We start from the raw sequence: 24,029 nt of genomic DNA, 5'->3' as shown, positions 1-24,029 counted from the left end.
GCACGACGCCGCCGGGGGCGAGGTAGGCGGCGGCCTCGGCGACGGCCGACAGCAGGGCGCTGCGGCCGGAGCCGGCCTGGCCGACCAGGCGTATGGAGCGGCCCTCGGCAAGCAGGCCGAGGAGTTCGGCGACGTCCGCCTCGCGGTCGAGCAGCGGCAGGTCGGCGGGCCCGGCGCCGAGCGCGAGCGGGCCGACCGCCCGCTCGACGCCGCCGACCGGCCCGCGGGCGGGCTCGCTGCGCAGCACCCGGCGGGGGCGGGGGCGCCACTCCTCGGGGCAGGGGCGGGCCTCGGAGCCGTCCGGCGCGCCGACGCCCACGAGCAGAGCGCCGGAGACCAGCTCACCACCGCGGGCGCGGACGGCCTCCTGCCGGAACTCACCGGTTGGCTGTGCCACGTTCTGCTCCGCATCGTGCTCGGCCGCCGGCGTACCGCGCCGGCCGGCTGACGTCTCGGTCGCGGCCTTGCGCGGACCGGGCGGGCGTGGCCCGGGCTCCGGCGGCCGTCTTCTGACGGGCAGACTCTCGCACATCCGGCCCCACACGCACAGCGCGGTCCCACCACGCACGCCCCACGAGGGCGTCGTGCGCCCTCAGAGCAACTGTTCTAGAGGCCGACCCCGTGCGCCTCGGCGATGCCGCCGTCCACGGCGAGGATGCGGTGCAGCTTGGTCGCCACCAGCAGGCGCTGGAGCTGGGCCGGGACGGAACGCAGCACGAGCCGGCGGCCGATCCGGCCGGCCCTGCGATGGGTGCCCATGATGACGCCGAGGCCGGTGGCGTCCCAGAACTCCAGGCGGGCGAGGTCGAGCACGAGGTCGCCGAGGCCGGTGTCGACGGCCTGGTGGAGCCGGGCCCGCGCGTCGGCGGCGGTGCGCACGTCGAGGCGGCCCTCGATGGCCAGCGCCCTGTGGTCGCCGGTGATGCGCATGCTCTCCTCCTCCTTCGCCTGGCCGGTCGTGGTGTCGGGGGTGTGGGTCCGCCCCGGCCGGACCGGGCCGAGGAGCGGGGTGACCGTCCGGGCGGGCCGTGGCCCCTCGCCCGCAGGGCCGGTGGCCGCGCCGATCGGCGATGGGCCGTGCGCCCGGGCCGGCCACCTGTCATTCAAACCTGGGCCCCTCATCTGACGGCGAACCAGCACCGCAGGTTGCTGGTTGCGGTCAGATCTGAAGCAACTTCACTCGTCCGAGGGAATATACGCAGGTCGTCTCCACACCTACGCTCGATTCCCGCCCAAATCACCCGTCTGCGGGACCCGGCGTGAGGAAACTCACCCGTCCCGGGCAGGGCGGGCCGTACGATGCTCCGATCGCCCGCCCCGCCCGGCCCCACGGCCTCGTGGGTTACTTGCCTTCGTGCCCGTAGAACCCGCGGCCGCTCTTGCGGCCGAGGTCACCGGCGGTGACCATGCGGGCCATGATCTCCGGGGCGGCGAACTTCTCGTCCTGGGTCTCGTCGTAGATGTTGCGGGCGGCGTGCAGCAGGATGTCGACGCCGGTCAGGTCGGCGGTCTCCAGCGGGCCCATCGGGTGGCCGAAGCCGAGGCGGCAGGCCTTGTCGATGTCCTCGGCGGTCGCCACGCCCGTCTCGTACAGCTTGGCGGCCTCGACGACCAGGGCGGTGATCAGACGGGTGGTGACGAAGCCGGCCACGTCGCGGTTGACGACCACGACCTCCTTGCCGACGCCCTCGGCGAAGGCGCGGGCGGTGGCCAGGGTCTCGTCGGTGGTCTTGTAGCCGCGGACCAGCTCGACCAGCTTCATCAGCGGCACCGGCGAGAAGAAGTGCACGCCGATGACGGACTCCGGGCGCTGGGTGGCGGCGGCGATCCGGGTGATCGGGATGGCGGAGGTGTTGGAGGCGAGCACGGCGCCGTCCTTGGCGAGCTTGTCGAGCTCGCGGAAGACGGCCTCCTTGACCTCCAGCTTCTCGAACACGGCCTCGACCACGATGTCGGCCTCGGCGACGGCGCCCAGGTCGGTGGTGGTGGTGATCCGGCCGAGCGCGGCCTCGGCGTCCTCGGCGCTCATCCGGCCCTTGGCGACGAACTTCTCGTACGAGGCGCGGATGCCGGCGAGGCCGCGCTGCAGCGCCTCGTCGGTGACGTCCCGCAGCACCACCGGGTGACCGGCCTGGGCCGACACCTGGGCGATGCCGGCGCCCATCAGGCCGGCACCGATCACGGCGATCTGCTGGCTGGACGCATTGCTCATGGAGGGTCTCCCGATGCCGTCGCCGCCCCTGCGGGCGGGCCTGAAGGCGACTCAGGGCAGGGGTCACCGCCCAAAGAGCCGCATCGCTCACGGGCCGGACTCTAATGCCCGTTCCGTCCCCGCAGTAGCAATCCGGAGTGTGATCTGTGACCGACCCAGTCAGCCGATCAGATGGTCAGCCCCAGGTCCTGCGCCAGGATCGCCGCCTGCACCCGGCTGCGCAGCTTCAGCTTCGCGAGGATCCGGCTGACGTGCGTCTTGGCGGTCGACTCCGCCATTTCCAGCCGGGCCGCGATCTCCCCGTTGGACAGCCCGGCCCCGACACACGCCAGTACCTCCCGCTCCCGCGGGGTCAGCCCGGCCACCGCCTCCCGGGCCTCCGGGACGACCGAGCGCTCCGGCCGGGCAAAGGTGCCGATCAGCCGCCGGGTGACCGAGGGCGCCAGCATGCCGTCCCCGCGCGCCACCGTCCGGATGCCCTCGACCAAGGTGTCCGCCTCCAGGTCCTTCAGCAGGAACCCGGCCGCACCGGCCCGCAGCGCGCCGTAGACGTACTCGTCCAGATCGAAGGTGGTCAGCACGAGCACCTGGGCGGCGCCGGCGGCGACCACCTGCCGGGTCGCCGAGACACCGTCCAGTCGGGGCATCTGCACGTCCATCAGCACCACGTGGGGCCGCAGCTCCAGCGCCAGCCGCACGGCCTCCTCGCCGTCGGCAGCCTGTCCGACCACCTCGAAGTCGGGCTCGGCCCGCAGGATCATCACCAGCGCCGCCCGCACCGCAGCCTGATCCTCGGCCACCAGCACCCGGATCGTCATGCCCGCCCCTCGCTCCCGTCGCTCCCCTGCGTGCGCGGCAGCACCGCGCGCACGCTCCAACCGCCGTCCCTCGGCCCGGCCTCGAAGCTGCCGCCGAGCAGCCCGGCCCGTTCCGCCATGCCCACCAGCCCGGCCCGCGCGCCCGGCAGTTCGCGGCCCTCCTCGCCGCGGTACGGGCTGTCGACGGCGATCCGCAGCTCCTCGGGCCCGAAGTCCAGCCGCAGGGTGACCAGTCCCGGCCCGGCGTGCTTGAGCGCGTTGGTCAGCGACTCCTGGACGATCCGGTACGCAGCCAGCCCGACCGGCACCGGCACCTTGCCGCGTTCGCCCTGCTCGGTGAGCTCGAAGTCCAGTCCGACGTCCTGGCCGGCTGCCCGGGCCTTGGCCAGCAGCGCGTCCACCGCCGCCAGGTCGGGCGCCGTGTACGACTCGTCGGCCTCTCCCCCGCCGCTCTCGCGCAGCAGCCCGATCATGCGTCGCATTTCGGCCAAACCCTGGACGCTGTTCTCCCGGATCACTGCCAGCACCTCCACCAGCGGGTCGTCCTCGGCCAGGTGCCGGCGCCGGGCGGCGGACTGCGCGCCGGTCGCGTGGATCGCGATCGCCGACAGGTGGTTGGCCACCACGTCGTGCAACTCCCGTGCCATCCTCGCCCGTTCGGCGACGACCGCCTCACGCCGGTCCATCTCCGAGAGCAGCGCGGTCTGTTCGGCGCGCAGGCGCTCGGTCTCCGCCTCCCGCCGGTGCTTGCGCACCAGGTCCCCGGTCCACACCGGCGCCAGGAACACCAGCGAGCTGACCACCGCGATCAGCAGCGCGTACGGGATGCCCTCTATCCACCACGCCAGCACGGAGAGCGCCAGCACGGTCGCGCCGCCGGTCAGGTGCAGCACCCGCGACATTCGGTGGGTGCCGTAGATCACCGCCGCGTACAGCAGATCGGTGTACATGATCGTCGTCGCCAGCAGGCTGCCGGTGAACAGGCTCGCTGCGAAGGCCAGCCCGCCGACCGACACCGCGAGCACCGGCCGGGTACGCCGGACCAGCTCCAGCCCGGCCAGCACCAGCATCGGCACCACCGCCGACCACACTGACTGATGGTGGTTGTCGTAAACCTTGAAGGCGATCAGCACCGAGCCGCCGAGCAGCCCGCACAGGGCGATCAGCTGGTCGACACGGCGCGGGGGGATGGACGGTACGAGCACACCCCCATCTCACCACCCCCGGCGGACCGCTCCGCTCCGGTCCACGGAGGAGTCGGCTACATCGAAAGGTGCACACGCGGACGGCACCGCACGACGACGACACGGCCGCGGGCCCGCGCGAGGCTGGTGGCACCGCCGACCGTCCGGGAGCAGAACGTGATCGTCACCCTCATCATCGCGGCCGAGATCTCCTGGTGGATCGTCCTCGGCCTCGGCCTCAGCGCCCGCTACCTGCTGCGGTGGCGCCGCACCAGCACCGCGCTGCTGGTGGGCCTCCCGGTGGTCGACCTCGCCCTGTACACGCTCACCGTGCTGAACCTGCGCGGCGGCGCCGAGGCGAGCTGGATGCACGCCCTCGCCGCGAGCTACGTCGGCTTCTCGGTGGGGTACGGCCCCTCGCTCGTCCGCTGGGCCGACCGGCAGTTCCTGCACCGCTTCGCGGGCGGCCCCAAGCCGCTGCCCTCCCCCAAGTACGGCCCGGAGCGGACCAGGTACGAGTGGGAGGTCGCCCGCCGCACCGTCGTCTCGGCCGTGATCACCCTGGGCCTGATCAGCCTGCTCGTGCCGCTCTCGGCCGGCGCCGCCCACTTCGGGACGTTCGCCCAGTGGTACTGGAAGCTGGGCATCGCGGCCGTGGTCAACGTGGTTGTGGCCGGCTGCTTCTCGATCTGGCCCAAGGAGCCGCCGGCCGGCGTCGAGGTCGAGAACGGCCGGGTCGTGGAGCAGGTCGGGCCGAAGTCCTAGCGGTTCTCCCCCGGCACCCACAGGACGTCGCCGCGCTCCTTGTTGGCCACGCGGGCCAGGATGAACAGCAGGTCCGAGAGCCGGTTGAGGTACTTGGCGGTCAGCGGGTTGACGGTGTCCCCGTGCGTCTCGATCGCCGTCCAGGTGGCCCGCTCGGCCCGCCGCACCACCGTGCAGGCCAGGTGCAGGTAGGCCGCGCCGGGCGTGCCGCCGGGGAGGATGAAGCTGCGCAGCTTCTCCAGCTGCTCCAGGTAGTGGTCGCAGTCGCCTTCGAGCCGGTCGATGTAGGACTGCAGGACCCGCAGCGGCGGGTACTCCGCCCGCGGCGAAGCCGCTGATGAGCTCTGTTCGACGACGGGCGTCGCGAGGTCCGCGCCGACGTCGAACAGGTCGTTCTGGATCCGGGTGAGCACCGCGACGACGTCCTCCGCGAGCGCCCCGGCGGCGATGGCCACGCCGATCGCCGCGTTGGCCTCGTTGGTGTCGGCGTACGCGACCAGCCGGGGGTCGGTCTTGGTGGTCCGGCTCATGTCGCCGAGCGCGGTGGTGCCGTCGTCGCCGGTACGGGTGTAGATGCGCGTCAGATTGACCATGCGGCCAGACTAACCGGGCCGGTTAGGCGCCGTTAACCCCAGAGGCCGTCAACACCAGGAGCCGTTACCCCCGTGCGCCGGCCACCCTACGCGACATTGACTCTCTGCCCGGGCGGAGCCGCCTCCAGCCAGGCCAGGAAGCCGGTGAGCGCGTCCTCGCTCATCGCGAGCTCCAGCGGGGCGCCGTTGTGCAGGCAGCGCAGCACCACCGAGCCGGAGAGCAGCGCGAGCTCCTCCTGGCCCTCCGGGTAGCGCCGGCCGAGCACCTCGATCTCCCGGCGCGGGAGCACCTTGCGCGGGCGCGGGGCGTACGAGAAGACCCGGAACCACTCGATCGAGTCTCCGCTGTACCGGCCGATACCAAAAACCCACCCCTTGCCGTCGGTCTGTGGGACCGGGGCCGAGGTGGGTTTGCCGTTCTCGTCGAGGTCGGGCTGCGTCGAGGCGTCGGCGGGCATTTTGAGCCGGTAGCTGCAGTCAAACGTGCCGCCGACCCGCTGGATGAGGCGGCGCCGTACCGCGAACGCGACCAGGCCGATCACACCCAGTGCCACGACCGCCGCACACACCACGAGGGCGAGGACCATGCTCACCTACCTCCTCGCTACCCGCGTTCCCCGTACCGGTCGTATCAGGCGACCGCGTTGACCTACCAACTGAGACGACAGTCCCGGGGTCACGCTCGCGCGTCCCCGGGACCGTCGGTCGACCCCGCCGCGGCGGGGTCCGGCACACTCAGGCGTGGGCCTTGAGGCCGCGCGCCGCGAACAGACGCACCTCGGCGCGACGCTCGGCGTGCGCGTCCAGGTCCGCCTGGGCCTTCTCCAGTGCGCGCTCGGCGCGCGCGACGTCGATCTCGTCCGCCAGCTCGGCGATCTCCGCGAGCAGAGACAGCTTGTTGTCGGCGAAGGAGATGAAGCCGCCGTGCACCGCGGCGATCACGGTGCCGCCGTCCACCGTGCGGATGGTGACCGGACCGGTCTCCAGCACGCTCAGCACCGGGGTGTGACCCGGCATGATGCCGGTGTCACCGGAGGCCGTACGGGCGACGACGATGGTGGCCGCACCGGACCACACCTTGCGGTCGGCTGCGACCAGCTCGACGTGCAGCTCAGCCAACGTGGGCTCCTAGGCTCATGCAACCCCCGATTACTCGGGAGTTTCGGTAAGAATAACGGCCCCGCGCCTCCGGCATGAAACCGGCGGCACGGATTTGACCGGAATCACAGCCGATGCGACGCGAGGGGTGGGTCCCAGGGTTGGGGCCCACCCCTCACGGTCACTCAGCTGCTACCGGCCGCGATTACTTCTTCGCCAGCTCGGCGGCGTTCTTCTCGAGGTCCTCGATGCCACCGCACATGAAGAAGGCCTGCTCCGGGACGGTGTCGTACTTGCCGTCCGCGATCGCGTTGAACGCCTCGATGGTCTCCGACAGCGGAACGGTCGAGCCGTCGACGCCGGTGAACTGCTTCGCCACGTAGGTGTTCTGCGAGAGGAAGCGCTCGATGCGACGGGCGCGGTGCACCGTGATCTTGTCTTCCTCGGACAGCTCGTCCATACCGAGGATGGCGATGATGTCCTGCAGGTCCTTGTACTTCTGCAGGATCCCCTTGACGCGGACGGCCGTGTCGTAGTGGGTCTGCGTGATGTACCGCGGGTCGAGGATGCGGGACGTGGAGTCCAGCGGGTCGACGGCCGGGTAGATGCCCTTCTCCGAGATCGGGCGCGACAGAACGGTGGTCGCGTCCAGGTGGGCGAAGGTGGTGGCCGGGGCCGGGTCGGTCAGGTCGTCCGCGGGGACGTAGATCGCCTGCATCGAGGTGATCGAGTGACCGCGGGTCGAGGTGATGCGCTCCTGCAGGAGGCCCATCTCGTCGGCCAGGTTCGGCTGGTAACCCACCGCGGAGGGCATGCGGCCGAGCAGGGTCGACACCTCGGAACCGGCCTGGGTGAACCGGAAGATGTTGTCGATGAAGAGGAGCACGTCCTGCTTCTCGACGTCACGGAAGTACTCCGCCATGGTCAGCGCGGAGAGCGCGACGCGCAGACGGGTGCCCGGCGGCTCGTCCATCTGGCCGAAGACCAGCGCGGTCTTGTCCAGAACGCCCGAGTCGACCATCTCGTGGATGAGGTCGTTGCCCTCACGGGTGCGCTCGCCGACGCCGGCGAACACCGACACACCACCGAAGTTCTCGGCGACGCGGTAGATCATCTCCTGGATCAGAACGGTCTTGCCGACACCGGCACCACCGAACAGACCGATCTTGCCACCCTGGACGTACGGGGTGAGCAGGTCGATGACCTTGATGCCGGTCTCGAACATCTCGGTCTTCGACTCGAGCTCGGAGAAGTTCGGGGCCTTGCGGTGGATCGGCCACTTGACCTCGACCTGGGCCTCGAACTCGGCCTTGTCGACGTTCAGGACCTCACCGAGGGCGTTGAACACCTTGCCCTTGGTGATCTGGCCGACCGGGACGGAGATCGCCGCACCGGTGTCGGAGACCTGCGCGCCACGGACCAGACCGTCGGTCGGCTGCATCGAGATGCCGCGGACCAGGCCGTCGCCGAGGTGCTGGGCGACCTCGAGGGTGAGGGTCTTCTTGCCCGAGCCGTCGGGGTTGTCCACCTCGACGTGCAGGGCGTTGAACATGTCGGGAATAGCGTCGACGGGGAACTCCACGTCGACGACCGGGCCGATGACCCGCGCGACGCGGCCCGTCGCCGTGGTCGGCTCAACAGTGGTGGTCATTCTCATTCGCTCCCGCGGCTAGCGTCGGCGAGCGCGTTGGCGCCACCAACGATCTCGCTGATTTCCTGGGTGATCTCGGCCTGACGGGCCGAGTTGGCAAGCCGCGTGAGCGACTTGATGAGCTCGCCGGCGTTGTCCGTCGCGCTCTTCATCGCGCGCCGGCGTGCGGCGTGCTCGGAGGCGGCCGACTGCAGCAGCGCGCTGTAGATCCGGCTCTCGACGTACCGCGGCAGCAGCGCGTCGAGGACGCCCTCCGCCGACGGCTCGAAGTCGTACAGCGGGAAGATCTCCGTCTTGGCCGACGACTGCTCGCCCTGCTGGACCTCGTCCAGCTTCAGCGGCAGCAGCCGCGCCTCGACCGCGTTCTGCGTCAGCATCGACACGAACTCCGTCGAGACGATGTGGATCTCGTCCACGCCGCCGGTCTCGGCCGTGAAGGCCTCGATCAGCTCGGCCGCCACGACCTTCGCGTCGCCGTAGCTCGGCTTGTCCGAGAAGCCCGTCCACGACTGGCCCACCGCGAGGTCGCGGAAGGTGTAGTAGGACAGACCCTTGCGACCCACGATGTAGGTCACGACGTCCTTGCCCTCGCCGCGCAGGCGCTCGGTGAGCACCATCGAGGCCTTGATGGCGTTGGACGAGTAGCCGCCGGCCAGGCCGCGGTCCGCCGTGATCAGCAGGACGGCGGCGCGGGTGGCGTTCGGGTTCTCGGTGGTGAGCGGGTGCTTGGCGTTGGACCGGGTGGCCACCGCCGTCACCGCCCGGGTGAGCTCATCGGCGTACGGAGTGGAGGCGGCCACCGCGCGCTGCGCCTTGCCGATGCGCGCCGCGGAGATCATCTCCATCGCCTTGGTGATCTTCTTCGTCGCGGTGACAGAGCGGATCCGGCGCTTGTAGACCCGAAGCTGTGCTCCCATGGGTCGTTACGTCCTTTCCCTCGCTACCGGACTCAGGCCTGCTCGCCGAGGAGCTTGCCGTCGGCGGTGGTGAAGCCCTGCTTGAAGGCGGCGATCGCGCTGGTGAGAGCGTCGATGGTGCCGTCCTCGAGCTTGCTGGTCTCGACGATGCCGGCCAGCAGGTCCTTGTGCTGCAGGCGCAGGTGGTCCAGGAACTCGCGCTCGAAGCGGCGGATGTCCGCGACCGGGACGTCGTCCAGCTTGCCGGTGGTGCCGGCCCAGATGGAGACGACCTGCTCCTCGACCGGGAACGGCTGGTACTGGCCCTGCTTCAGCAGCTCGACCATGCGCGCACCGCGCTCCAGCTGGGCCTTGGAGGCCGCGTCCAGGTCGGAGCCGAAGCCGGCGAAGGCCTCGAGCTCGCGGTACTGGGCCAGGTCCAGGCGCAGACGGCCGGCGACCGACTTCATGGCCTTGATCTGGGCCGAGCCACCGACGCGGGAGACCGAGATGCCGACGTTCACGGCCGGGCGGATGCCGGCGTTGAACAGGTCGGACTCCAGGAAGCACTGGCCGTCGGTGATGGAGATGACGTTGGTCGGGATGTACGCCGAGACGTCGTTGGCCTTGGTCTCGATGATCGGCAGACCGGTCATCGAGCCGGCGCCCAGCTCGTCGGAGAGCTTCGCGCAGCGCTCCAGCAGGCGGGAGTGCAGGTAGAAGACGTCACCCGGGTAGGCCTCGCGGCCCGGCGGGCGGCGCAGCAGCAGGGAGACGGAGCGGTAGGCCTCGGCCTGCTTCGACAGGTCGTCGAAGATGATCAGGACGTGCTTGCCGTCGTACATCCACTCCTGGCCGATAGCCGAACCGGTGTACGGGGCGAGGTACTTGAAGCCGGCCGGGTCGGAGGCGGGAGCAGCCACGATCGTGGTGTACTCCAGCGCGCCGGCCTCCTCCAGGGCGCCGCGGACGGACGCGATGGTGGAGCCCTTCTGGCCGACGGCGACGTAGATGCAGCGGACCTGCTTCTTCGGGTCGCCCGAGCGCCAGTTGTCGCGCTGGTTGATGATCGTGTCGATCGCCACGGCGGTCTTGCCGGTCTGGCGGTCGCCGATGATCAGCTGACGCTGGCCGCGGCCGATCGGGGTCATCGCGTCGATGGCCTTGATGCCGGTCTGCATCGGCTCGTGGACCGACTTGCGGACCATGACGCCGGGGGCCTGCAGCTCCAGGGCACGGCGGCCGGTGGAGGCGATCTCGCCCAGGCCGTCGATCGCGTTGCCCAGCGGGTCCACGACGCGGCCGAGGTAGCCGTCGCCGACCGGAACCGACAGGACCTCGCCCGTGCGGCGCACGGTCTGGCCCTCTTCGATGCCGCCGAACTCACCGAGGATGACGACACCGATCTCACGGGTGTCGAGGTTCAGCGCGAGGCCGAGCGTGCCGTCCTCGAACTTCAGCAGCTCGTTCGCCATGACCGAGGGGAGACCCTCGACATGCGCGATGCCGTCCGCCGCGTCAGTGACCGTGCCGACCTCTTCCACAGAAGCGGCGTCCGGCTGGTACGACTGGACAAAGTCGGCCAGCGCGTCCCGGATCTCCTCCGGACGGATCGTAAGCTCCGCCATCAGGCTTCCCTGCTCTCCTAGTTTGCGATCCTCGGCCCGCCATTGAGGGCCGCAAGTATTCGACTCTCGGCCGGGTCTGCCGAACCGGCCGTACGATGTGCCGGCTCCGGTGGGAGCCGGTTTCCCGACCGAGGGTCGGATGTGCTGCTTCGGTGCTCAGCCTTCGAGCGACTGGCGAGCGCCTTCGAGGCGGCTCGACACGGTGCCCTCGATGATCTCGGCGCCGATCTGCACCCGGACGCCGCCGACGACCTCGGGGTCGACGTCGATGTTCAGGTGGACCTGGCGGCCGTACATCCGGCCCAGAGCACCGGACAGGCGCTCCTTCTGTGCGTCCGACAGCGGCACCGCGGTGGTGACCAGGGCCACCACCCGGCCGCGACGCGCGGCGGCGAGCTTGGAGTAGGACTCCAGGCCCTGCTCCAGGCTACGGCCACGCGGCGCGTTCACGAGGGCGGTGACCAGCCGGACGGTGCCCGCGTTGGCGCGGCCGCCGAGCAGCTTCTTGATCAGCTCCGCCTTGGCGACGGTGCCGGCCTTCGGCTCGGTCAGCGCGGCGCGCAGCTCGTGCGAGCCGGCCACCACGCGGCCGAAGCGGAACAGCTCGTCCTCGACGTCGTCCAGGGCACCGGCCTTGTCGGCGGCGATGACCTCGGCGTACGCGGCCAGCTGCTCGGTCGCGTCGACCAGGTCGCGCGCGCCGGACCAGCGCGAGCGGACCAGGCCGGCCACCAGGTCGACGGTCTCGCCGGAGACCTGACCGGTCAGCAGCGAGGAGACCAGCTGGGCCTTGTCCTGGCCCGACCGGGACGGGTCGGTCAGGACGCGGCGCAGCGACACCTCGCGGTCCAGCAGGACCGTGACGGCGGTGAGCTCCTCGGCGAGCTTGACCGCGTCCACCGAGGTGGAGTCGGTCAGGCTCTCCAGGTTCTGCCGCCCGGCGGCGAGGGCCTCACGGCTTGCGCCGATCACTTGGCCGCACCCTGAGCAACGGCGGCCTTGGCCTCCAGCTCGTCCAGGAAGCGGTCGATCACGCCGCTCTGCCGCGCGTGGTCCTCGAGGGACTCACCCACGATGCGGGAGGCCAGCTGGGAGGCCAGCGAACCCACGTCCTGGCGCAGGGCGGCAGTCGCCTGCTTCTTGTCGGCCTCGATCTGCGCGTGGCCGGCAGCGACGATGGCCTCGCGCTGACGCTGGCCCTCCTCGCGCATCTCGGCGAGCTGGGCGGCACCCTGCTCGCGAGCCTGCTCGACGATGCGGGCAGCCTCGTGACGCGCCTCGGCGAGCTCGGCGCGGTACTGCTCAAGCAGGGCCTGGGCCTCGGCCTGAGCGGCCTCGGCGCGCTCCATGCCGCCCTCGATGGCGTCCCGGCGCTCCGACAGCACCTTCTCGATGCTGGGGAGGAGCTTCTTGCCGAGCAGACCGAAGACGATGAAGAAGCAGAGCAGGCCGATGATCACCTCGGGCCACGCGGGGAGGAGAGGATTCATCTTCTCCTCGGCCGCGAGCGTGAGCGCGGTGTTCATGTCTGGACCTTCCTCAGAAAGGGTCTACGGCTGATTACTTGTTGCCGAAGACGAACGGCATGACGATGCCGATGAGGGCGAGCGCCTCGGTCAGCGCGAAGCCGATGAACATGTTGGAACGGATGAGACCGGCAGCCTCGGGCTGACGGGCCATGGCCTGGACACCGTTACCGAAGATGAGACCGACGCCGATGCCGGGGCCGATGGCGGCGAGGCCGTAGCCCAGGGAGGCGACGGAACCGTAGACAGTGCCCTCAGCGATGAAGCTCATTGACGTGTGTCCTTTGCAGGGGTGGTGAACCGGTGGTGATTGGCCACCGGGCGATCCGGGAGGGGTGGTTCGGGGCGGGGCCGGGGCCCCGGGGCTCAGTGCGCCTCTTCCAGGGCACCGGCGATGTAGCTGCTGGCCAGCATCACGAAGATGTAGGCCTGCAGGAACTGGACCAGCAGCTCGAAGGCGGTCAGCGCGACGGCCACGATGAAGGAGGCCGAGCCGTACAGCGCGCCCAGGGTCGGGCTGAGCAGGTACCAGGAGGCGATGGAGAACATCACGATCAGCAGGTGGCCGGCGAACATGTTCGCGAAGGCTCGGACCGCGAGCGTGAAGGGGCGCACGAAGATGTTCGAGAAGAACTCGATCGGCACCAGGATGAACATGACCCAGCCGGGGATGCCCGACGGCCAGCAGAGGTTCTTCAGACCGCCGACGAAGCCGTGCTTCTTGAAGGTCAGCGTCATGTAGGTGATCCACACGATGCCCGCGAGGCCGGCCGGGAACGCGATCGCCGCCGACACCGGGAACTGGGCGAACGGGATGATCGACATGATGTTCATCAACCAGATGAAGAAGAACATCGAGACCAGCATCGGGACGTACTTCTCGCCCTTCTTGCCGATCGTCTCCAGCACGATGGAGCGCTTGACGAAGTCGTAGCCGATCTCGCCGACGAGCTGCAGCTTGCCCGGGACCAGGCGGGGCTTCGCGAACGCGGCCCAGAAGAAGACGACCACCAGCACGGCGACGATCATCGAGAGCAGCATCGGCTTGTTGAAGTCGACGCCGCCGATCGTGAAGATCGGCTTGAACGAGAACTCGTTCAGACCCGGCGCCGGGAAGCCGCAGCCAGCGTCCCCGAAGTGGCAACTGCTGGCGAGGGGGAGTTCAGCACTCACCACGGACTCCTTCGTCGTGACGCATGGTTACGGCAACCTCGGTGTGTCGGCGTGGCCTGCGACCACGGAGCGGCACTGGAACTTGATGGGTTTCTCGCGGATCCGGCGCGGCGGTGCGCTGCACCACCGCGGGATCATCGAAGACTGCGCGGATCCGGGGGGCGATCCGTCCACTGTCAGGACAGACCTGGCCTCTTCCCGTACTCCGTTGTTGCGACGGACGATAGCAGCCCGTCAGTGGCGCATAAACACCGCCCCCCTCGTTGGGGGGACAGCCGGGCCTCGTCACTGTTGACGTCCCGAGCCGGAGGACTTGTCGTCCTTCTTTTCGGAGGCGTCGGGGACGACGTAGAACGTTTTGGCCTTGAGGGCGCCGCGCACCTGGAAGCCCGTCCAGACGAGGGCGCAGCCGAGCAGGGTGAAGGCGAACGCCTGCCGGTTGAAGAGTTCGGTGTCCTTGAAGACCGCGAGGACGATGCCGACCAGCAGGATCTGCGTCGTGTACACGAGCAGTGCGGCGGCCATCATGATCTGCGGGTTCGACCTGGTCAGCCGGTCGAGCGCGATCTGGCCGAAGCTGAAGAAGGCCATCACGAGCAGCGCGCCGAACAGGGCGCCGAGCAGAGCCTTCCCACCGGCGACGGGGAAGGAGATCGCCATGGCGATGATCCCGGCGGCCGCAGTGGGAATCGCGGCGCCTCGGAGGATCCGGGCGTCGGTGGACGGCATGTCGGCAGCTCCGGCGGCATGTCGGTGTAACGGGGACGGGGCACAACACTCGGTGGGGACACCGGACCGAGGGGCCGCCGCCGGGCCGCCCGCTGGAGCGGCGGGCCCGTCGAGGGAGACCGAACAGGGACGGAAGTCATCCACCTGTGAGGTCTTTCGGCGTGTTCTCGGTACTCGTGAACGGTATCACAAACTATTTGATGAGAGCTTTACCATGAATGTGTGGCTCCTGTCACACCGGCGGAGCAACAGTGCCGCCGATCGGGTGAACCCATCTGGCGGAACGTCAAATCCCTTGCTAGCGCCGCCCGGTGGCCCGGCGGTGGTGTTCGGCCGAGGCCGAGGAGCCCTGGCCGGCTTCACCCAGAAGTTGCTTGTCCTTCGCCGACAGTTCAGCCATCGGACCGGACGGCTGCCGGCGGTAGCGCGGCGGCACGAAGGCCTGCACCGCACGCGGCGCGCGGGGCCGGAACCGCGGCGTCAGGAGCACCATCAGGCCGACCAGGCAGAGCCCGGCGAGGGTCAGCACCACCGTGCGGCCGGTGTTGGTGATCGAGAACGCCACCGTGCCGAAGGCGATCAGCGCGGCCCAGAAGTACATGATCAGCACGGCCCGGCTGTGCGAGTGCCCGACCTGGAGCAGCCGGTGGTGCAGGTGCCGCTTGTCCGCGGCGAACGGCGACTGGCCCGCCCAGGTGCGGCGGACGACGGCGAGCAGCAGGTCGGCCAGCGGCAGCGCGATGACCGTCAGCGGCAGCAGCAGCGGGATGTAGATCGGCACCAGGGCGTGCACGGTGGCGGTCTGCGAACCGGTCTCGTTGTTGATCAGGTCCGGGTCGACGCGGCCGGTGATCGAGATCGCGGCGACGGCCAGCATCAGGCCCAGCATCATCGAGCCGGAGTCGCCCATGAAGATCCGCGCGGGGTGCATGTTGTGCGCCAGGAAGCCCAGGCACATGCCGATCAGCAGCACGCTGAACAGCACGGCGGGGGCCGCGTCGGTGATCGCGTAGCCGTACCAGAGCCGGTAGGAGTACAGGAAGAACGCCATCGCGGCGATGCAGACCATGCCGCCGGCCAGGCCGTCCAGGCCGTCGATGAAGTTCACCGCGTTGACCATGACGACGACCAGGGTCACCGAGATGACCATGCCCTGGGTGGGGCTGACCGCGACCGCGCCGACGCCGGGCACCGGGAGGGTGATCACCGTGACGCCCTGCCAGACCATCACACCGGCGGCGATCATCTGGCCGCCGAGCTTGACCAGCGCGTCCACGCCCCACTTGTCGTCGAGCACGCCGAGCAGCCACATGATCCCGGCGCCGGACAGCAGCGCGCGGATGTCGGTGCCCTGGGTGAACACCTTGCTCAGGTTGTCGAGTTGGGAGGCGACCAGGATGCCCGCGCACAGCCCGCCGAACATCGCGATGCCGCCGAGCCGCGGGGTGGGCTCGCGGTGCACGTCCCGGGCCCGGACCGGCGGCATGGCGCCGGCGGCGATCGCGAACTTCCGGACCGGGCCGGTCAGCAGGTAGGTGACGGCCGCGGTGCAGAACAGCACCAGCAGATACTCACGCACCACTGGCCTCCTGCGTCACTGTCCTACGGGAACGTACCGAAGGTACTCCCGCGCCTGTCCGGGTATCGAGGTGCGTCGCCACGGCACACACCTTATTGAGTCGGACGCCGAGGACGTGCATCGCGGTTCGCCCTACCGGGTAGGAGATCCGGATACCCGGTTCACGCCTCAACCCCGGTCGGCGAAGCTCATCGCCAGGTCCCGCACGCGCTCGCGGACCTCGGCGACCCCGCCCCCGGCGAGCAGCCGCCCGATCAGCCCGGCGATCTCCGCGAGCTCCCGCTCCCCCATCCCCTGCGTGGTCACCGTACCGGTGCCGAGCCGGATCCCGGAGGCCTCGGACGGCGGCGCCGGGTCGTACGGCAGCGCGCTCTTGCCCAGCAACAGCCCGGCCGCCGCGCAGCGCCGCTCCGCCTCGGCCCCGCTGACGCCGAGCGGGCGCACGTCGGCCGTCACGAGGTGGGTGTCGGTACCGCCGGTCAACGGGCGCATGCCAGCCTGTGCGAGCCCCTCGGCGAGCACGCGCGCCCCGGCGACCGTCCGGTGCGCGTACGCCCGGTAGGCGGGCGTCGCCGCCTCCGCGAGCGCGACGGCCTTGCCGGCCACCTCGTTCATGGCCGCGCCGCCCTGGCTGAACGGGAACACCGCCCGGTCGATCCGCTCCGCCAGCTCCGCGGTGGACAGCAGCAGGCCCCCGCGCGGGCCGCGCAGCAGCTTGTGGGTGGCCGCCACGGTGACGTCCGCGTACGGCACCGGGGAGGGCGCCGCGCCGGCCGCGATCAGCCCGGTGGTCTGCGCGGCGGAGGCGATGAGGTAGGCGTCCACCTCGTCGGCGATCTCCCGGAACGCGGCCCAGTCCGGGTGCCTGGGGTGCGAGATCGAGCCCGCCACGATGGCCTTCGGCCGCACCTGGCGGGCGAGTTCGCGCACCTGGTCCAGGTCGATCAGCCCGTCGTCCTCACGCACGCCGTACCCGGTGAAGGTGAACCACCGGCCGGAGAAGTTCGCCCGCGAGCCGCAGCTGAGGTGCCCGCCGTGCTCCAGCGACATCGCCAGCACGCCGTCACCGGGCCGCAGCAGCGCCGCGTACGCCGCCAGCATCGCCGAAGTCGCCGAGCGCGGCTGGACGTTGGCGTGGGGCGCGGCGAACAGCTCGCGCGCCCGGTCGATCGCGAGGAGCTCCGCGGCGTCCGCGAGGGCGCAGCCGGTGTGGTGCCGGCGTCCGGGGTACCCCTCGGCGTACTTGTCGATCAGCGGGCCGCCCAGGGCCGCCAGGACGGCCGGTGAGGTCAGGTTCTCCCCCGCCAGCAGCTGGACCGTCTCGGCCCGCCGCTCGGCCTCCGCGGCCAGCAGGTCGGCCAGCTGGGGATCGGCCCGGTGCAGCGCCTCGGACGCCCAGGGGCGCCCCGTCGTCGTGGTCGGGCCGGTCGCGGCATCGGTGACGGTCATGGCGGTGCTCCCGGGCGCTACGGGGGTCGGTCCCTCCAGCGTAGGACCGGGCCAGGCGGGCGGCTCGCCGACGCGGGCCCGGTGCACCCGGGCGGGCGCGCGATTGGAGCCGGCGGCGCAGCCGCTCGGAAGAAGGGGGTGGCGGGCGGCGGGCGGGGCCCTCAGGGGTGCGCGGGCACGCCGGTCAGCGCGGTGACCACCGGATCGACGGCGTGGAATATCTCCTCGCCGCAGTTGCGGAACATGCCGATCGGCGCCCCGTACGGGTCGTCCACCTCGTCGGACTCCGGGGTGGCGGCCAGCAGCCAGCCGCGCAGCGCGGCGGCCGCCCGCACCAGCGCGCGGGCGCGCTCGGTGACGTCCGCGCCGCGGCGCGGGTCGGGCAGGGTGCCCGGGTCTATCGTCCGCACCAGCCGGGTGAACTCCTTCAGCGTGAAGGTCCGCAGCCCCGCCTCGTGGCCCATCGAGATCACCTGGGCGCGGTGGTCCAGGGTCGCGGTGAGCACGAGGTCGGCCTCGACCACGTGCTCGTCCAGCAGCTCCCGGCCGGTGAAACCGCCGCTGTCGGCGCCGTACTCGTCGAGCACGGTCGCGGCGTGGTCCTCCATCGGCGCGCCCACGTGGCCCCAGGTGCCGGCGCTCTCCACCAGGATGCGCCCGGCCACCCGGGGGCTGAGCCGGGTGTCCAGCTCACGCCGGGTCAGCCGCTCGGCGATCGGCGAGCGGCAGATGTTGCCGGTGCAGACGTACAGGATCCGGAAGTGGTCCAGCGGCCTGGGACCCACGCTCAGGTACGGCGCTATGCCCGGACCGGCGTGGAGCGAGGCGGTGGGTGTCAACTTCCGGCCTCCAGGTCGGGGACGACCTCCCTCAGCTGCTCGACGCTGATCGCGCCCGCCCGCAGCAGGACCGGGACCTTGCCCGTGACGTCGACGATGGACGAGGCGGTCGCGTGGTCGGCCTGGCCGCCGTCCAGGTAGACCGAGATGGCGTCGCCGAGCTGCGCCTGCGCCTCGTCGCAGGTGGCCGGGGACAGGCCGCCGGTCTTGTTGGCGCTGGAGACGGCGAGCGGGCCGGTGGCGTTCAGCAGCTCGATGGCGACCGGGTGCAGCGGCATCCGGACGGCGACGGTGCCGCGGGTCTCGCCGAGGTCCCAGCGCAGCGACGGCTGGTGCTTGGCGACCAGGGTGAGGCCGCCGGGCCAGAACGCGTCGACGAGCTCCCAGGCCTGCTCGGAGAAGTCGGTGACCAGCCCGTGCAGGGTGGTCGGCGAGCCGACCAGGACGGGCGAGGGCATGTTGCGGCCCCGGCCCTTGGCGGCCAGCAGGGCGGCCACGGCGTCCGGCGAGAACGCGTCCGCGCCGACGCCGTACAGGGTGTCGGTGGGCAGCACGACGAGTTCGCCGCGGCGGATCGCCGAGGCGGCCTCCCGCAGACCGGTGGCGCGGTCCCCGGCGTCGGCACAGTCGTAGCGGCGGCTCATCGGTGCGGTCCCCTTCCGGAGTGGCTCATGACGTTCACGGCGCGCCCACCCTCGGTGCTCACAACGACACCCTTCGGGCAGTCGTGAAGCGCGGCCGGTTGTTCAGGTCGCGGTGGTCGGCGGTGTCCGTCCAGCCGCGTTCCTCGTTGAAGATCCACGGCACCTGGCCGCCCTGCTGGTCGGCGTGCTCGATCACCACCGCGCCGCCCGGGCGCAGCAGCCGGGCGGCCACCCGCTCGATGCCGCGGATGGTGTCCAGGCCGTCCTCGCCGGAGAACAGCGACATCTGCGGGTCGTGGTCGCGGGCCTCGGGCGCGACGTACTCCCACTCGGTGAGCGGGATGTACGGCGGGTTGGAGATGACCAGGTCGAAGCGGCCGTTCCAGGAGCGGTCGTCGGCGAAGGCCTTGGTGGCGTCGCCGGCGTGCAGCGTGATGCGGGCGCGGTCCGGGCTGGCGTCGATGTTGCGCCGGGTGTACTCCAGTGCGCCCTCGTCGAGTTCGAAGGCGTGCACGGTCGAGCGCGGCAGCTCCTGCGCGAGCGCGAGCGCGATGGCGCCCGAGCCGGAGCACAGGTCGACGACCAGCGGCTCGGCGACGTCCATGTCGCGGACGGCGTCTATGGCCCACTCGACGACCGTCTCGGTCTCCGGCCGGGGCACGAACACCCCGGGGCCGACCTCCAGCTCCAGGTAGCGGAAGAACGCCCGCCCGGTGATGTGCTGGAGCGGCTCGCGCGCCTCGCGGCGGGAGACGGCCTCCCAGTAGCGGGCGTCGAAGTCCGCGTCCTTCACCGTGTGGAGCTGGCTGCGCTTGACGTTGTGGACGTAGGCGGCGAGTTCCTCCGCGTCGAAGCGCGGCGACGGCACGCCGGCCGCGGCCAACCGCTGGGTGGCCTGGGCCACCTCGGCGAGCAGCAGGTTCATCCGTACGACCTCTTGTTTCTGCGCTCCGGCTGCGGGGTTGTCCGGCGCTGGGGCGCCGGTCTCAGTTCTGTTGGGCCGCGGCGAGCTTGGCCGCCGCGTCCGCGTCGACGCAGGACTGGATCACCGCGTTCAGTTCGCCGTCCAGGACCTGGTCCAGGTTGTACGACTTGAAGCCCGTGCGGTGGTCCGAGATGCGGTTCTCGGGGTAGTTGTAGGTGCGGATCCGCTCGGAGCGGTCCACCGTGCGGACCTGGCTGCGGCGCGCGTCCGAGGCCTCCCGCTCGGCCTCCTCCTGCGCGGCGGCGAGCAGGCGCGAACGCAGGATGCGCATCGCCTGCTCCTTGTTCTGCAGCTGGCTCTTCTCGTTCTGGCAGGACGCCACGATACCGGTCGGCAGGTGGGTGATCCGGACCGCGGAGTCGGTGGTGTTGACCGACTGGCCGCCGGGGCCGGACGAGCGGTAGACGTCGATCCGCAGGTCGTTGGCGTGGATCTCGACCTCGACCTCCTCCGCCTCGGGGGTGACCAGCACGCCCGCCGCGGAGGTGTGGATGCGGCCCTGCGACTCGGTGGCCGGCACGCGCTGCACGCGGTGCACGCCGCCCTCGTACTTCAGCCGGGCCCAGACGCCCTGGCCGGGCTCGGCGTTGCCCTTGGTCTTGACCGCGACCGAGACGTCCTTGTACCCGCCGAGGTCCGACTCGTTGGAGTCGATGATCTCGGTCTTCCAGCCGATCCGTTCGGCGAAGCGCAGGTACATCCGGAGCAGGTCGCCGGCGAACAGCGCGGACTCCTCGCCGCCCTCGCCCGCCTTGATCTCCAGGATGACGTCCTTGTCGTCGCTCGGGTCGCGCGGGACGAGCAGCAGCCGCAGCTCCTCCGTGAGCTCCTCGCGGCGCTGCTCGGAGTCCTTCACCTCGGCGATGAAGTCCGAGTCCTCGGCGGCGAGTTCGCGCGCCGCCTCGATGTCCTCGCCGGCCTGTCGCCACTCCCGGTAGACCCGGGTGATCGGGGTCAGCTCGGCGTACCGCTTGGCCAGCTTGCGGGCGTTGGCCTGGTCGGCGTGGACGGACGGGTCGGCCAGCCTCTTCTCGAGGTCGGCGTGCTCGACGAGGAGCTCTTCGACTGCCTCGAACATGGGGGTGGCCTTCTTCCCGGGGATCGGATGGAGTGGTGGGACGCGAACGGCGCCGGTCCCCAGTGCCCCCGGAACGAGTACGGGGGCACCGGGAACCGGCGCCGAGGGAGCGCTAGGCCTTCGCGCTGTGCTGCTTGCCGAAGCGGGCCTCGAAGCGGGCCACGCGGCCACCGGTGTCGAGGATCTTCTGCTTGCCGGTGTAGAACGGGTGGCACTGCGAGCAGACCTCGGCGCGGATCTCGCCGCTGGTCTCGGTCGAGCGCGTCGTGAACTCGGCGCCGCAGGTGCAGGTCACACGGGTGACCACGTACTCGGGGTGAACGTTGGACTTCAAGGGGTTCTCCTAGGGATCGGGAGGGCACCGGGTCGGCGGCTGGAGTGCCGCACGTGAACCGGGACCGACGGTCCAGTCTGCCAGGACCGGCCGCATCTTCCCAAACCGAGTCGGGTTCCGGGATATTCCGGGCGCCCTCAGCGCTGTGCCGCGGCCGCCGGGGAGGCCGCCGGGGAGGCCGTCGGGCCTGCCTGGGCCGGGTTCTGCGGCTGGGCCGCCACGACCGCCTGCGGGATCGGCTGGTCGGCCTTGAGCGCCGCCCAGACCTGGTTCGCCTGGGGCTGCTGCTCGACCACGCGGTTGGGGTCGCCGGGGGCGGCGACCACCGGCAGGGTGACCATGCTCAGCTGGTCCGGGCCGATCCCCTTGAGCTCCTGTGCGAGGCCCACCAGCGCGTTCACCGAGCCGAGCGCCGAGTCGGTGGTGATGCTCTTCGTGACGGTGTCGCCGATCGACCACAGCTTGACCGGGTCGGTGAGCAGGCCAGCGCCCCCGGTCTGCCGCAGCAGCGACTTCACCATCTGCTTCTGCAGCTCGATCCGGCCGAGGTCGCTGCCGTCGCCGACGCCGTGCCGGGTGCGGACGAAGGCGAGCGCCTGCCGGCCGTCGAGGTGGTGCTCGCCGGCCGGGAGGTCGAGCCCGCTGTCCTTGTCGTGGATGGCCACCGTGGTGGTCACGGTGGCCCCGCCTATCGCGTCCACGACCCGGGCGAACCCGGCGAAGTCGACCTGGACGTAGTGGTCCATCCGCAGCCCGGTCAGCTGCTCGGTGGTCTTGACCGCGCAGGCCGCACCGCCGGCCTCGAAGGCGCTGTTGTACATGGCGCGCTTGACGGCCGGCACGGGCTTGCCGCTCGCGTCGGTGCAGTCGGGACGGTCGACGAGGGTGTCGCGCGGGATCGAGACGACCTCGGCGCGCGAGTGGTCCTGGCTGACGTGCACGACCATCGCGGTGTCGGAGCGGGCGGTGTCGCCGGTGTCGCCGCCGGCCAGGCCGCCGTTCGCGCCGGCCCGCGAATCGGAGCCCAGCACGAGGATGTTGAACGAGCCGTCGGTGGAGGCCGGCGGCCGGGCGTCGCCCAGGCGCGCGTCGATGTCGACGCTCTTGATGTTGCCGTCGAGCGTGAAGTACGCCCACGCGGCGGCCCCGGCGCCGAGGACGGCGATCGCGGCGAACGCGCAGGCGACCACCCGCAGGACACTGCGGCGGCTGCTCGGGACCCTCTTGTGCTCGGCCATACGCTCCAGAGTAAATCGGACAAGCCGCGCCAATGCGGTCGAGATGTCCCAACTCTGGAACAACCGGCCCAGAAGCCGGCCCGGGAACGGCGGAACCCCGGACCGCTCGCGCGATCCGGGGTTCCGTGCCCTGCAAGCCGTACGGCTACCGTCAGTCGCCGGACCCGGGGGTCGTCTTGGCGATCTGCATCAGGAACTCGGCGTTGCTCTTGGTCTGCTTCATCTTGTCCAGCAGGAGCTCGATCGCCTGCTGCGAGTCGAGCGCGTGCAGCACCCGGCGCAGCTTCCAGACGATGGCCAACTCCTCGCTGCCGAGCAGGATCTCCTCCTTGCGGGTGCTGGAGGCGTCCACGTCGACGGCCGGGAAGATGCGCTTGTCCGAGAGCTTGCGGTCGAGCTTGAGCTCCATGTTGCCGGTGCCCTTGAACTCCTCGAAGATCACCTCGTCCATGCGCGAGCCGGTCTCGACCAGCGCGGTGGCCAGGATGGTCAGCGAGCCGCCGTTCTCGATGTTGCGCGCGGCACCGAAGAACTTCTTCGGCGGGTACAGCGCGGTCGAGTCGACACCACCGGACAGGATGCGGCCGGAGGCCGGCGCCGCCAGGTTGTAGGCGCGGCCGAGGCGGGTGATCGAGTCCAGCAGGATCACGACGTCGTGGCCGAGCTCCACCAGTCGCTTGGCGCGCTCGATCGCGAGCTCGGCGACGGTGGTGTGGTCCTCCGCCGGGCGGTCGAAGGTCGAGGAGATGACCTCGCCCTTCACCGACCGCTGCATGTCGGTGACCTCTTCCGGACGCTCGTCGACCAGGACGACCATCAGGTGGCACTCGGGGTTGTTGTGGGTGATCGCGTTGGCGACCGCCTGCAGCACCATCGTCTTGCCGGTCTTCGGCGGCGCGACGATCAGACCGCGCTGGCCCTTGCCGATCGGCGACACGAGGTCGATGATCCGGGTGGTCAGCACGCCCGGGTCGGTCTCCAGGCGCAGCCGCTCCTGCGGGTACAGCGGGGTGAGCTTGTTGAACTCGGGGCGGCCGCGGCCGCTCTCCGGGTCCATGCCGTTGACGGAGTCCAGGCGCACCATGGCGTTGAACTTCTCGCGGCGCTCGCCCTCGCGCGGCTGGCGCACGGCACCGGTGATGGCGTCGCCCTTGCGCAGGCCGTTCTTGCGGACCTGGGCGAGCGAGACGTAGACGTCGTTCTGGCCCGGCAGGTAGCCGGAGGTGCGCACGAACGCGTAGTTGTCGAGGATGTCCAGGATGCCCGCGACGGGGATCAGGACGTCGTCCTCGCCGATCTGCGGCTCGGGGGCGCCGGTCTCGAAGCCCTCGCGGCGGCTGCCGCGGCCACGGCGGTCGCGGTAGCGCCCGCGCCGGCCGCGGCGGCCGTCACCGAACTCGTCGTCGTCGTAGCCGCCCTGCTGGGCCTGCGGCTGCTGCTGGGTCTGCTGCTGGCCGCCCTGGCGGACCTGGCCGTCGCCCTGGGCGCCCTGCTGCTGGCCGCTGCCCTGCTGGCCGCCCTGGCGCTCGGCGCGCTCGCGGCGGTTGCGGCGGTCGCGGCGCGACTCGCGCGTCTCGCCGTCCTGGCCGGCCTGGGCCTCGCCGCCCTCC

25 protein-coding genes and 1 pseudogene are annotated in these 24,029 nt (G+C 70.9%); 1 reads left to right on the top strand and 25 read right to left on the bottom strand.

Features of this window, described 5'->3' with window-relative positions:
• From AB0O00_RS09045 to AB0O00_RS09025, 5 genes and pseudogenes are all read right to left on the bottom strand, one after another.
• Positions 1 to 397 (bottom strand): annotated as a pseudogene (locus tag AB0O00_RS09045) (ATP-binding protein); the annotation flags it as partial.
• Positions 398 to 606: 209 nt separating this feature from the next.
• Positions 607 to 930, bottom strand: coding sequence for an STAS domain-containing protein (locus tag AB0O00_RS09040; protein WP_359971643.1), 324 nt, complete (start codon positions 928 to 930; stop codon positions 607 to 609).
• A gap of 412 nt (positions 931 to 1,342) precedes the next feature.
• Entirely contained in the window at positions 1,343 to 2,212 is an 870-nt protein-coding gene (locus AB0O00_RS09035) for a 3-hydroxyacyl-CoA dehydrogenase family protein (RefSeq protein WP_363649671.1), read from the bottom strand.
• A 167-nt stretch (positions 2,213 to 2,379) separates the two neighbouring features.
• Complete coding sequence (locus tag AB0O00_RS09030) at positions 2,380 to 3,030, bottom strand: response regulator transcription factor (RefSeq protein WP_363649669.1); 651 nt, start codon at positions 3,028 to 3,030, stop codon at positions 2,380 to 2,382.
• Positions 3,027 to 4,235: a histidine kinase gene (locus AB0O00_RS09025; RefSeq protein ID WP_363649667.1), complete on the bottom strand. Its 1,209-nt coding sequence runs from the start codon at positions 4,233 to 4,235 to the stop codon at positions 3,027 to 3,029. The genes AB0O00_RS09030 and AB0O00_RS09025 overlap by 4 nt, the downstream gene beginning before the upstream one ends.
• Before the next feature lie 156 nt (positions 4,236 to 4,391).
• On the opposite strand from AB0O00_RS09025, the gene AB0O00_RS09020 reads away from it, so the two are divergent.
• A complete protein-coding gene (locus AB0O00_RS09020; RefSeq protein ID WP_363649666.1) occupies positions 4,392 to 4,979 on the top strand; it encodes a hypothetical protein in 588 nt (195 codons plus the stop codon).
• On the opposite strand, the gene AB0O00_RS09015 is transcribed toward AB0O00_RS09020, so the two are convergent.
• From AB0O00_RS09015 to rho, 20 genes are all read right to left on the bottom strand, one after another.
• Positions 4,976 to 5,572: a cob(I)yrinic acid a,c-diamide adenosyltransferase gene (locus AB0O00_RS09015; protein WP_363649664.1), complete on the bottom strand. Its 597-nt coding sequence runs from the start codon at positions 5,570 to 5,572 to the stop codon at positions 4,976 to 4,978. The genes AB0O00_RS09020 and AB0O00_RS09015 overlap by 4 nt on opposite strands.
• 86 nt (positions 5,573 to 5,658) lie before the next feature.
• The gene (locus tag AB0O00_RS09010) at positions 5,659 to 6,159 is read right to left on the bottom strand and encodes a DUF2550 domain-containing protein (protein WP_218201846.1); all 501 of its coding nucleotides are present in this window, start codon (positions 6,157 to 6,159) and stop codon (positions 5,659 to 5,661) included.
• A gap of 148 nt (positions 6,160 to 6,307) precedes the next feature.
• Entirely contained in the window at positions 6,308 to 6,691 is a 384-nt protein-coding gene (locus AB0O00_RS09005; protein WP_363649662.1) for a F0F1 ATP synthase subunit epsilon, read from the bottom strand.
• A gap of 184 nt (positions 6,692 to 6,875) precedes the next feature.
• The gene (atpD, locus tag AB0O00_RS09000; RefSeq protein ID WP_363649661.1) at positions 6,876 to 8,321 is read right to left on the bottom strand and encodes a F0F1 ATP synthase subunit beta; all 1,446 of its coding nucleotides are present in this window, start codon (positions 8,319 to 8,321) and stop codon (positions 6,876 to 6,878) included.
• A gap of 2 nt (positions 8,322 to 8,323) precedes the next feature.
• Positions 8,324 to 9,238: a F0F1 ATP synthase subunit gamma gene (locus tag AB0O00_RS08995; RefSeq protein WP_363649659.1), complete on the bottom strand. Its 915-nt coding sequence runs from the start codon at positions 9,236 to 9,238 to the stop codon at positions 8,324 to 8,326.
• Between the two features lie 32 nt (positions 9,239 to 9,270).
• On the bottom strand, positions 9,271 to 10,845 hold the full coding sequence (gene atpA, locus AB0O00_RS08990; RefSeq protein WP_363649657.1) for a F0F1 ATP synthase subunit alpha: 1,575 nt from the start codon (positions 10,843 to 10,845) through the stop codon (positions 9,271 to 9,273).
• Between the two features lie 156 nt (positions 10,846 to 11,001).
• Positions 11,002 to 11,817 carry a F0F1 ATP synthase subunit delta gene (locus AB0O00_RS08985; protein WP_363649655.1) on the bottom strand — a complete coding sequence of 272 codons (816 nt, stop codon included), beginning with the start codon at positions 11,815 to 11,817 and terminating at the stop codon, positions 11,002 to 11,004.
• Positions 11,814 to 12,371: a F0F1 ATP synthase subunit B gene (locus AB0O00_RS08980; RefSeq protein ID WP_363649654.1), complete on the bottom strand. Its 558-nt coding sequence runs from the start codon at positions 12,369 to 12,371 to the stop codon at positions 11,814 to 11,816. The genes AB0O00_RS08985 and AB0O00_RS08980 overlap by 4 nt, the downstream gene beginning before the upstream one ends.
• 34 nt (positions 12,372 to 12,405) lie before the next feature.
• Complete coding sequence (gene atpE, locus AB0O00_RS08975; protein WP_363649652.1) at positions 12,406 to 12,642, bottom strand: ATP synthase F0 subunit C; 237 nt, start codon at positions 12,640 to 12,642, stop codon at positions 12,406 to 12,408.
• 95 nt (positions 12,643 to 12,737) lie between these two features.
• The gene (gene atpB, locus AB0O00_RS08970; RefSeq protein WP_363649650.1) at positions 12,738 to 13,544 is read right to left on the bottom strand and encodes a F0F1 ATP synthase subunit A; all 807 of its coding nucleotides are present in this window, start codon (positions 13,542 to 13,544) and stop codon (positions 12,738 to 12,740) included.
• 285 nt (positions 13,545 to 13,829) lie between these two features.
• Positions 13,830 to 14,273: a hypothetical protein gene (locus tag AB0O00_RS08965; protein ID WP_363649648.1), complete on the bottom strand. Its 444-nt coding sequence runs from the start codon at positions 14,271 to 14,273 to the stop codon at positions 13,830 to 13,832.
• A 298-nt stretch (positions 14,274 to 14,571) separates the two neighbouring features.
• Positions 14,572 to 15,852: an MraY family glycosyltransferase gene (locus tag AB0O00_RS08960; RefSeq protein WP_363649646.1), complete on the bottom strand. Its 1,281-nt coding sequence runs from the start codon at positions 15,850 to 15,852 to the stop codon at positions 14,572 to 14,574.
• A 168-nt stretch (positions 15,853 to 16,020) separates the two neighbouring features.
• Complete coding sequence (locus AB0O00_RS08955; RefSeq protein WP_363649644.1) at positions 16,021 to 17,301, bottom strand: serine hydroxymethyltransferase; 1,281 nt, start codon at positions 17,299 to 17,301, stop codon at positions 16,021 to 16,023.
• Positions 17,302 to 17,462: 161 nt separating this feature from the next.
• Positions 17,463 to 18,104, bottom strand: a complete 642-nt coding sequence (locus AB0O00_RS08950; protein WP_359971718.1) for a protein-tyrosine-phosphatase — start codon at positions 18,102 to 18,104, stop codon at positions 17,463 to 17,465.
• A 32-nt stretch (positions 18,105 to 18,136) separates the two neighbouring features.
• Positions 18,137 to 18,784, bottom strand: coding sequence for an L-threonylcarbamoyladenylate synthase (locus AB0O00_RS08945; RefSeq protein ID WP_363649642.1), 648 nt, complete (start codon positions 18,782 to 18,784; stop codon positions 18,137 to 18,139).
• Positions 18,785 to 18,842: 58 nt separating this feature from the next.
• Positions 18,843 to 19,709, bottom strand: a complete 867-nt coding sequence (prmC, locus tag AB0O00_RS08940) for a peptide chain release factor N(5)-glutamine methyltransferase (protein ID WP_363649640.1) — start codon at positions 19,707 to 19,709, stop codon at positions 18,843 to 18,845.
• 61 nt (positions 19,710 to 19,770) lie between these two features.
• The gene (prfA, locus tag AB0O00_RS08935; protein ID WP_363649638.1) at positions 19,771 to 20,847 is read right to left on the bottom strand and encodes a peptide chain release factor 1; all 1,077 of its coding nucleotides are present in this window, start codon (positions 20,845 to 20,847) and stop codon (positions 19,771 to 19,773) included.
• Between the two features lie 112 nt (positions 20,848 to 20,959).
• Positions 20,960 to 21,181: a 50S ribosomal protein L31 gene (gene rpmE, locus AB0O00_RS08930; protein WP_030235761.1), complete on the bottom strand. Its 222-nt coding sequence runs from the start codon at positions 21,179 to 21,181 to the stop codon at positions 20,960 to 20,962.
• Positions 21,182 to 21,318: 137 nt separating this feature from the next.
• The gene (locus tag AB0O00_RS08925) at positions 21,319 to 22,419 is read right to left on the bottom strand and encodes an LCP family protein (RefSeq protein ID WP_363649636.1); all 1,101 of its coding nucleotides are present in this window, start codon (positions 22,417 to 22,419) and stop codon (positions 21,319 to 21,321) included.
• Positions 22,420 to 22,570: 151 nt separating this feature from the next.
• On the bottom strand, positions 22,571 to 24,029 hold a 1,459-nt coding region (gene rho / locus AB0O00_RS08920), incomplete at its 5' end, for a transcription termination factor Rho (RefSeq protein ID WP_363649634.1).

The organism is Kitasatospora sp. NPDC093558, from assembly GCF_040683475.1.
GTDB lineage: Bacteria > Actinomycetota > Actinomycetes > Streptomycetales > Streptomycetaceae > Kitasatospora.
Note: the sequence above shows the minus strand (reverse complement) of the source record. Positions and strands in the feature narration are given on the sequence as shown.

What these genes read in the sequence shown, in the direction of transcription:
- AB0O00_RS09040 (WP_359971643.1), bottom strand. Translation starts at nt 930, where the DNA reads ATGCGCATCACCGGCGACCACAGGGCGCTGGCCATCGAGGGCCGCCTC.
- AB0O00_RS09035 (WP_363649671.1), bottom strand. Translation starts at nt 2,212, where the DNA reads ATGAGCAATGCGTCCAGCCAGCAGATCGCCGTGATCGGTGCCGGCCTG.
- AB0O00_RS09030 (WP_363649669.1), bottom strand. Translation starts at nt 3,030, where the DNA reads ATGACGATCCGGGTGCTGGTGGCCGAGGATCAGGCTGCGGTGCGGGCG.
- AB0O00_RS09015 (WP_363649664.1), bottom strand. Translation starts at nt 5,572, where the DNA reads ATGGTCAATCTGACGCGCATCTACACCCGTACCGGCGACGACGGCACC.
- AB0O00_RS09010 (WP_218201846.1), bottom strand. Translation starts at nt 6,159, where the DNA reads ATGGTCCTCGCCCTCGTGGTGTGTGCGGCGGTCGTGGCACTGGGTGTG.
- atpD (WP_363649661.1), bottom strand. Translation starts at nt 8,321, where the DNA reads ATGACCACCACTGTTGAGCCGACCACGGCGACGGGCCGCGTCGCGCGG.
- AB0O00_RS08995 (WP_363649659.1), bottom strand. Translation starts at nt 9,238, where the DNA reads ATGGGAGCACAGCTTCGGGTCTACAAGCGCCGGATCCGCTCTGTCACC.
- atpA (WP_363649657.1), bottom strand. Translation starts at nt 10,845, where the DNA reads ATGGCGGAGCTTACGATCCGTCCGGAGGAGATCCGGGACGCGCTGGCC.
- AB0O00_RS08980 (WP_363649654.1), bottom strand. Translation starts at nt 12,371, where the DNA reads ATGAACACCGCGCTCACGCTCGCGGCCGAGGAGAAGATGAATCCTCTC.
- atpE (WP_363649652.1), bottom strand. Translation starts at nt 12,642, where the DNA reads ATGAGCTTCATCGCTGAGGGCACTGTCTACGGTTCCGTCGCCTCCCTG.
- AB0O00_RS08965 (WP_363649648.1), bottom strand. Translation starts at nt 14,273, where the DNA reads ATGCCGTCCACCGACGCCCGGATCCTCCGAGGCGCCGCGATTCCCACT.
- AB0O00_RS08955 (WP_363649644.1), bottom strand. Translation starts at nt 17,301, where the DNA reads ATGACCGTCACCGATGCCGCGACCGGCCCGACCACGACGACGGGGCGC.
- AB0O00_RS08945 (WP_363649642.1), bottom strand. Translation starts at nt 18,784, where the DNA reads ATGAGCCGCCGCTACGACTGTGCCGACGCCGGGGACCGCGCCACCGGT.
- prmC (WP_363649640.1), bottom strand. Translation starts at nt 19,709, where the DNA reads ATGAACCTGCTGCTCGCCGAGGTGGCCCAGGCCACCCAGCGGTTGGCC.
- prfA (WP_363649638.1), bottom strand. Translation starts at nt 20,847, where the DNA reads ATGTTCGAGGCAGTCGAAGAGCTCCTCGTCGAGCACGCCGACCTCGAG.
- AB0O00_RS08925 (WP_363649636.1), bottom strand. Translation starts at nt 22,419, where the DNA reads ATGGCCGAGCACAAGAGGGTCCCGAGCAGCCGCCGCAGTGTCCTGCGG.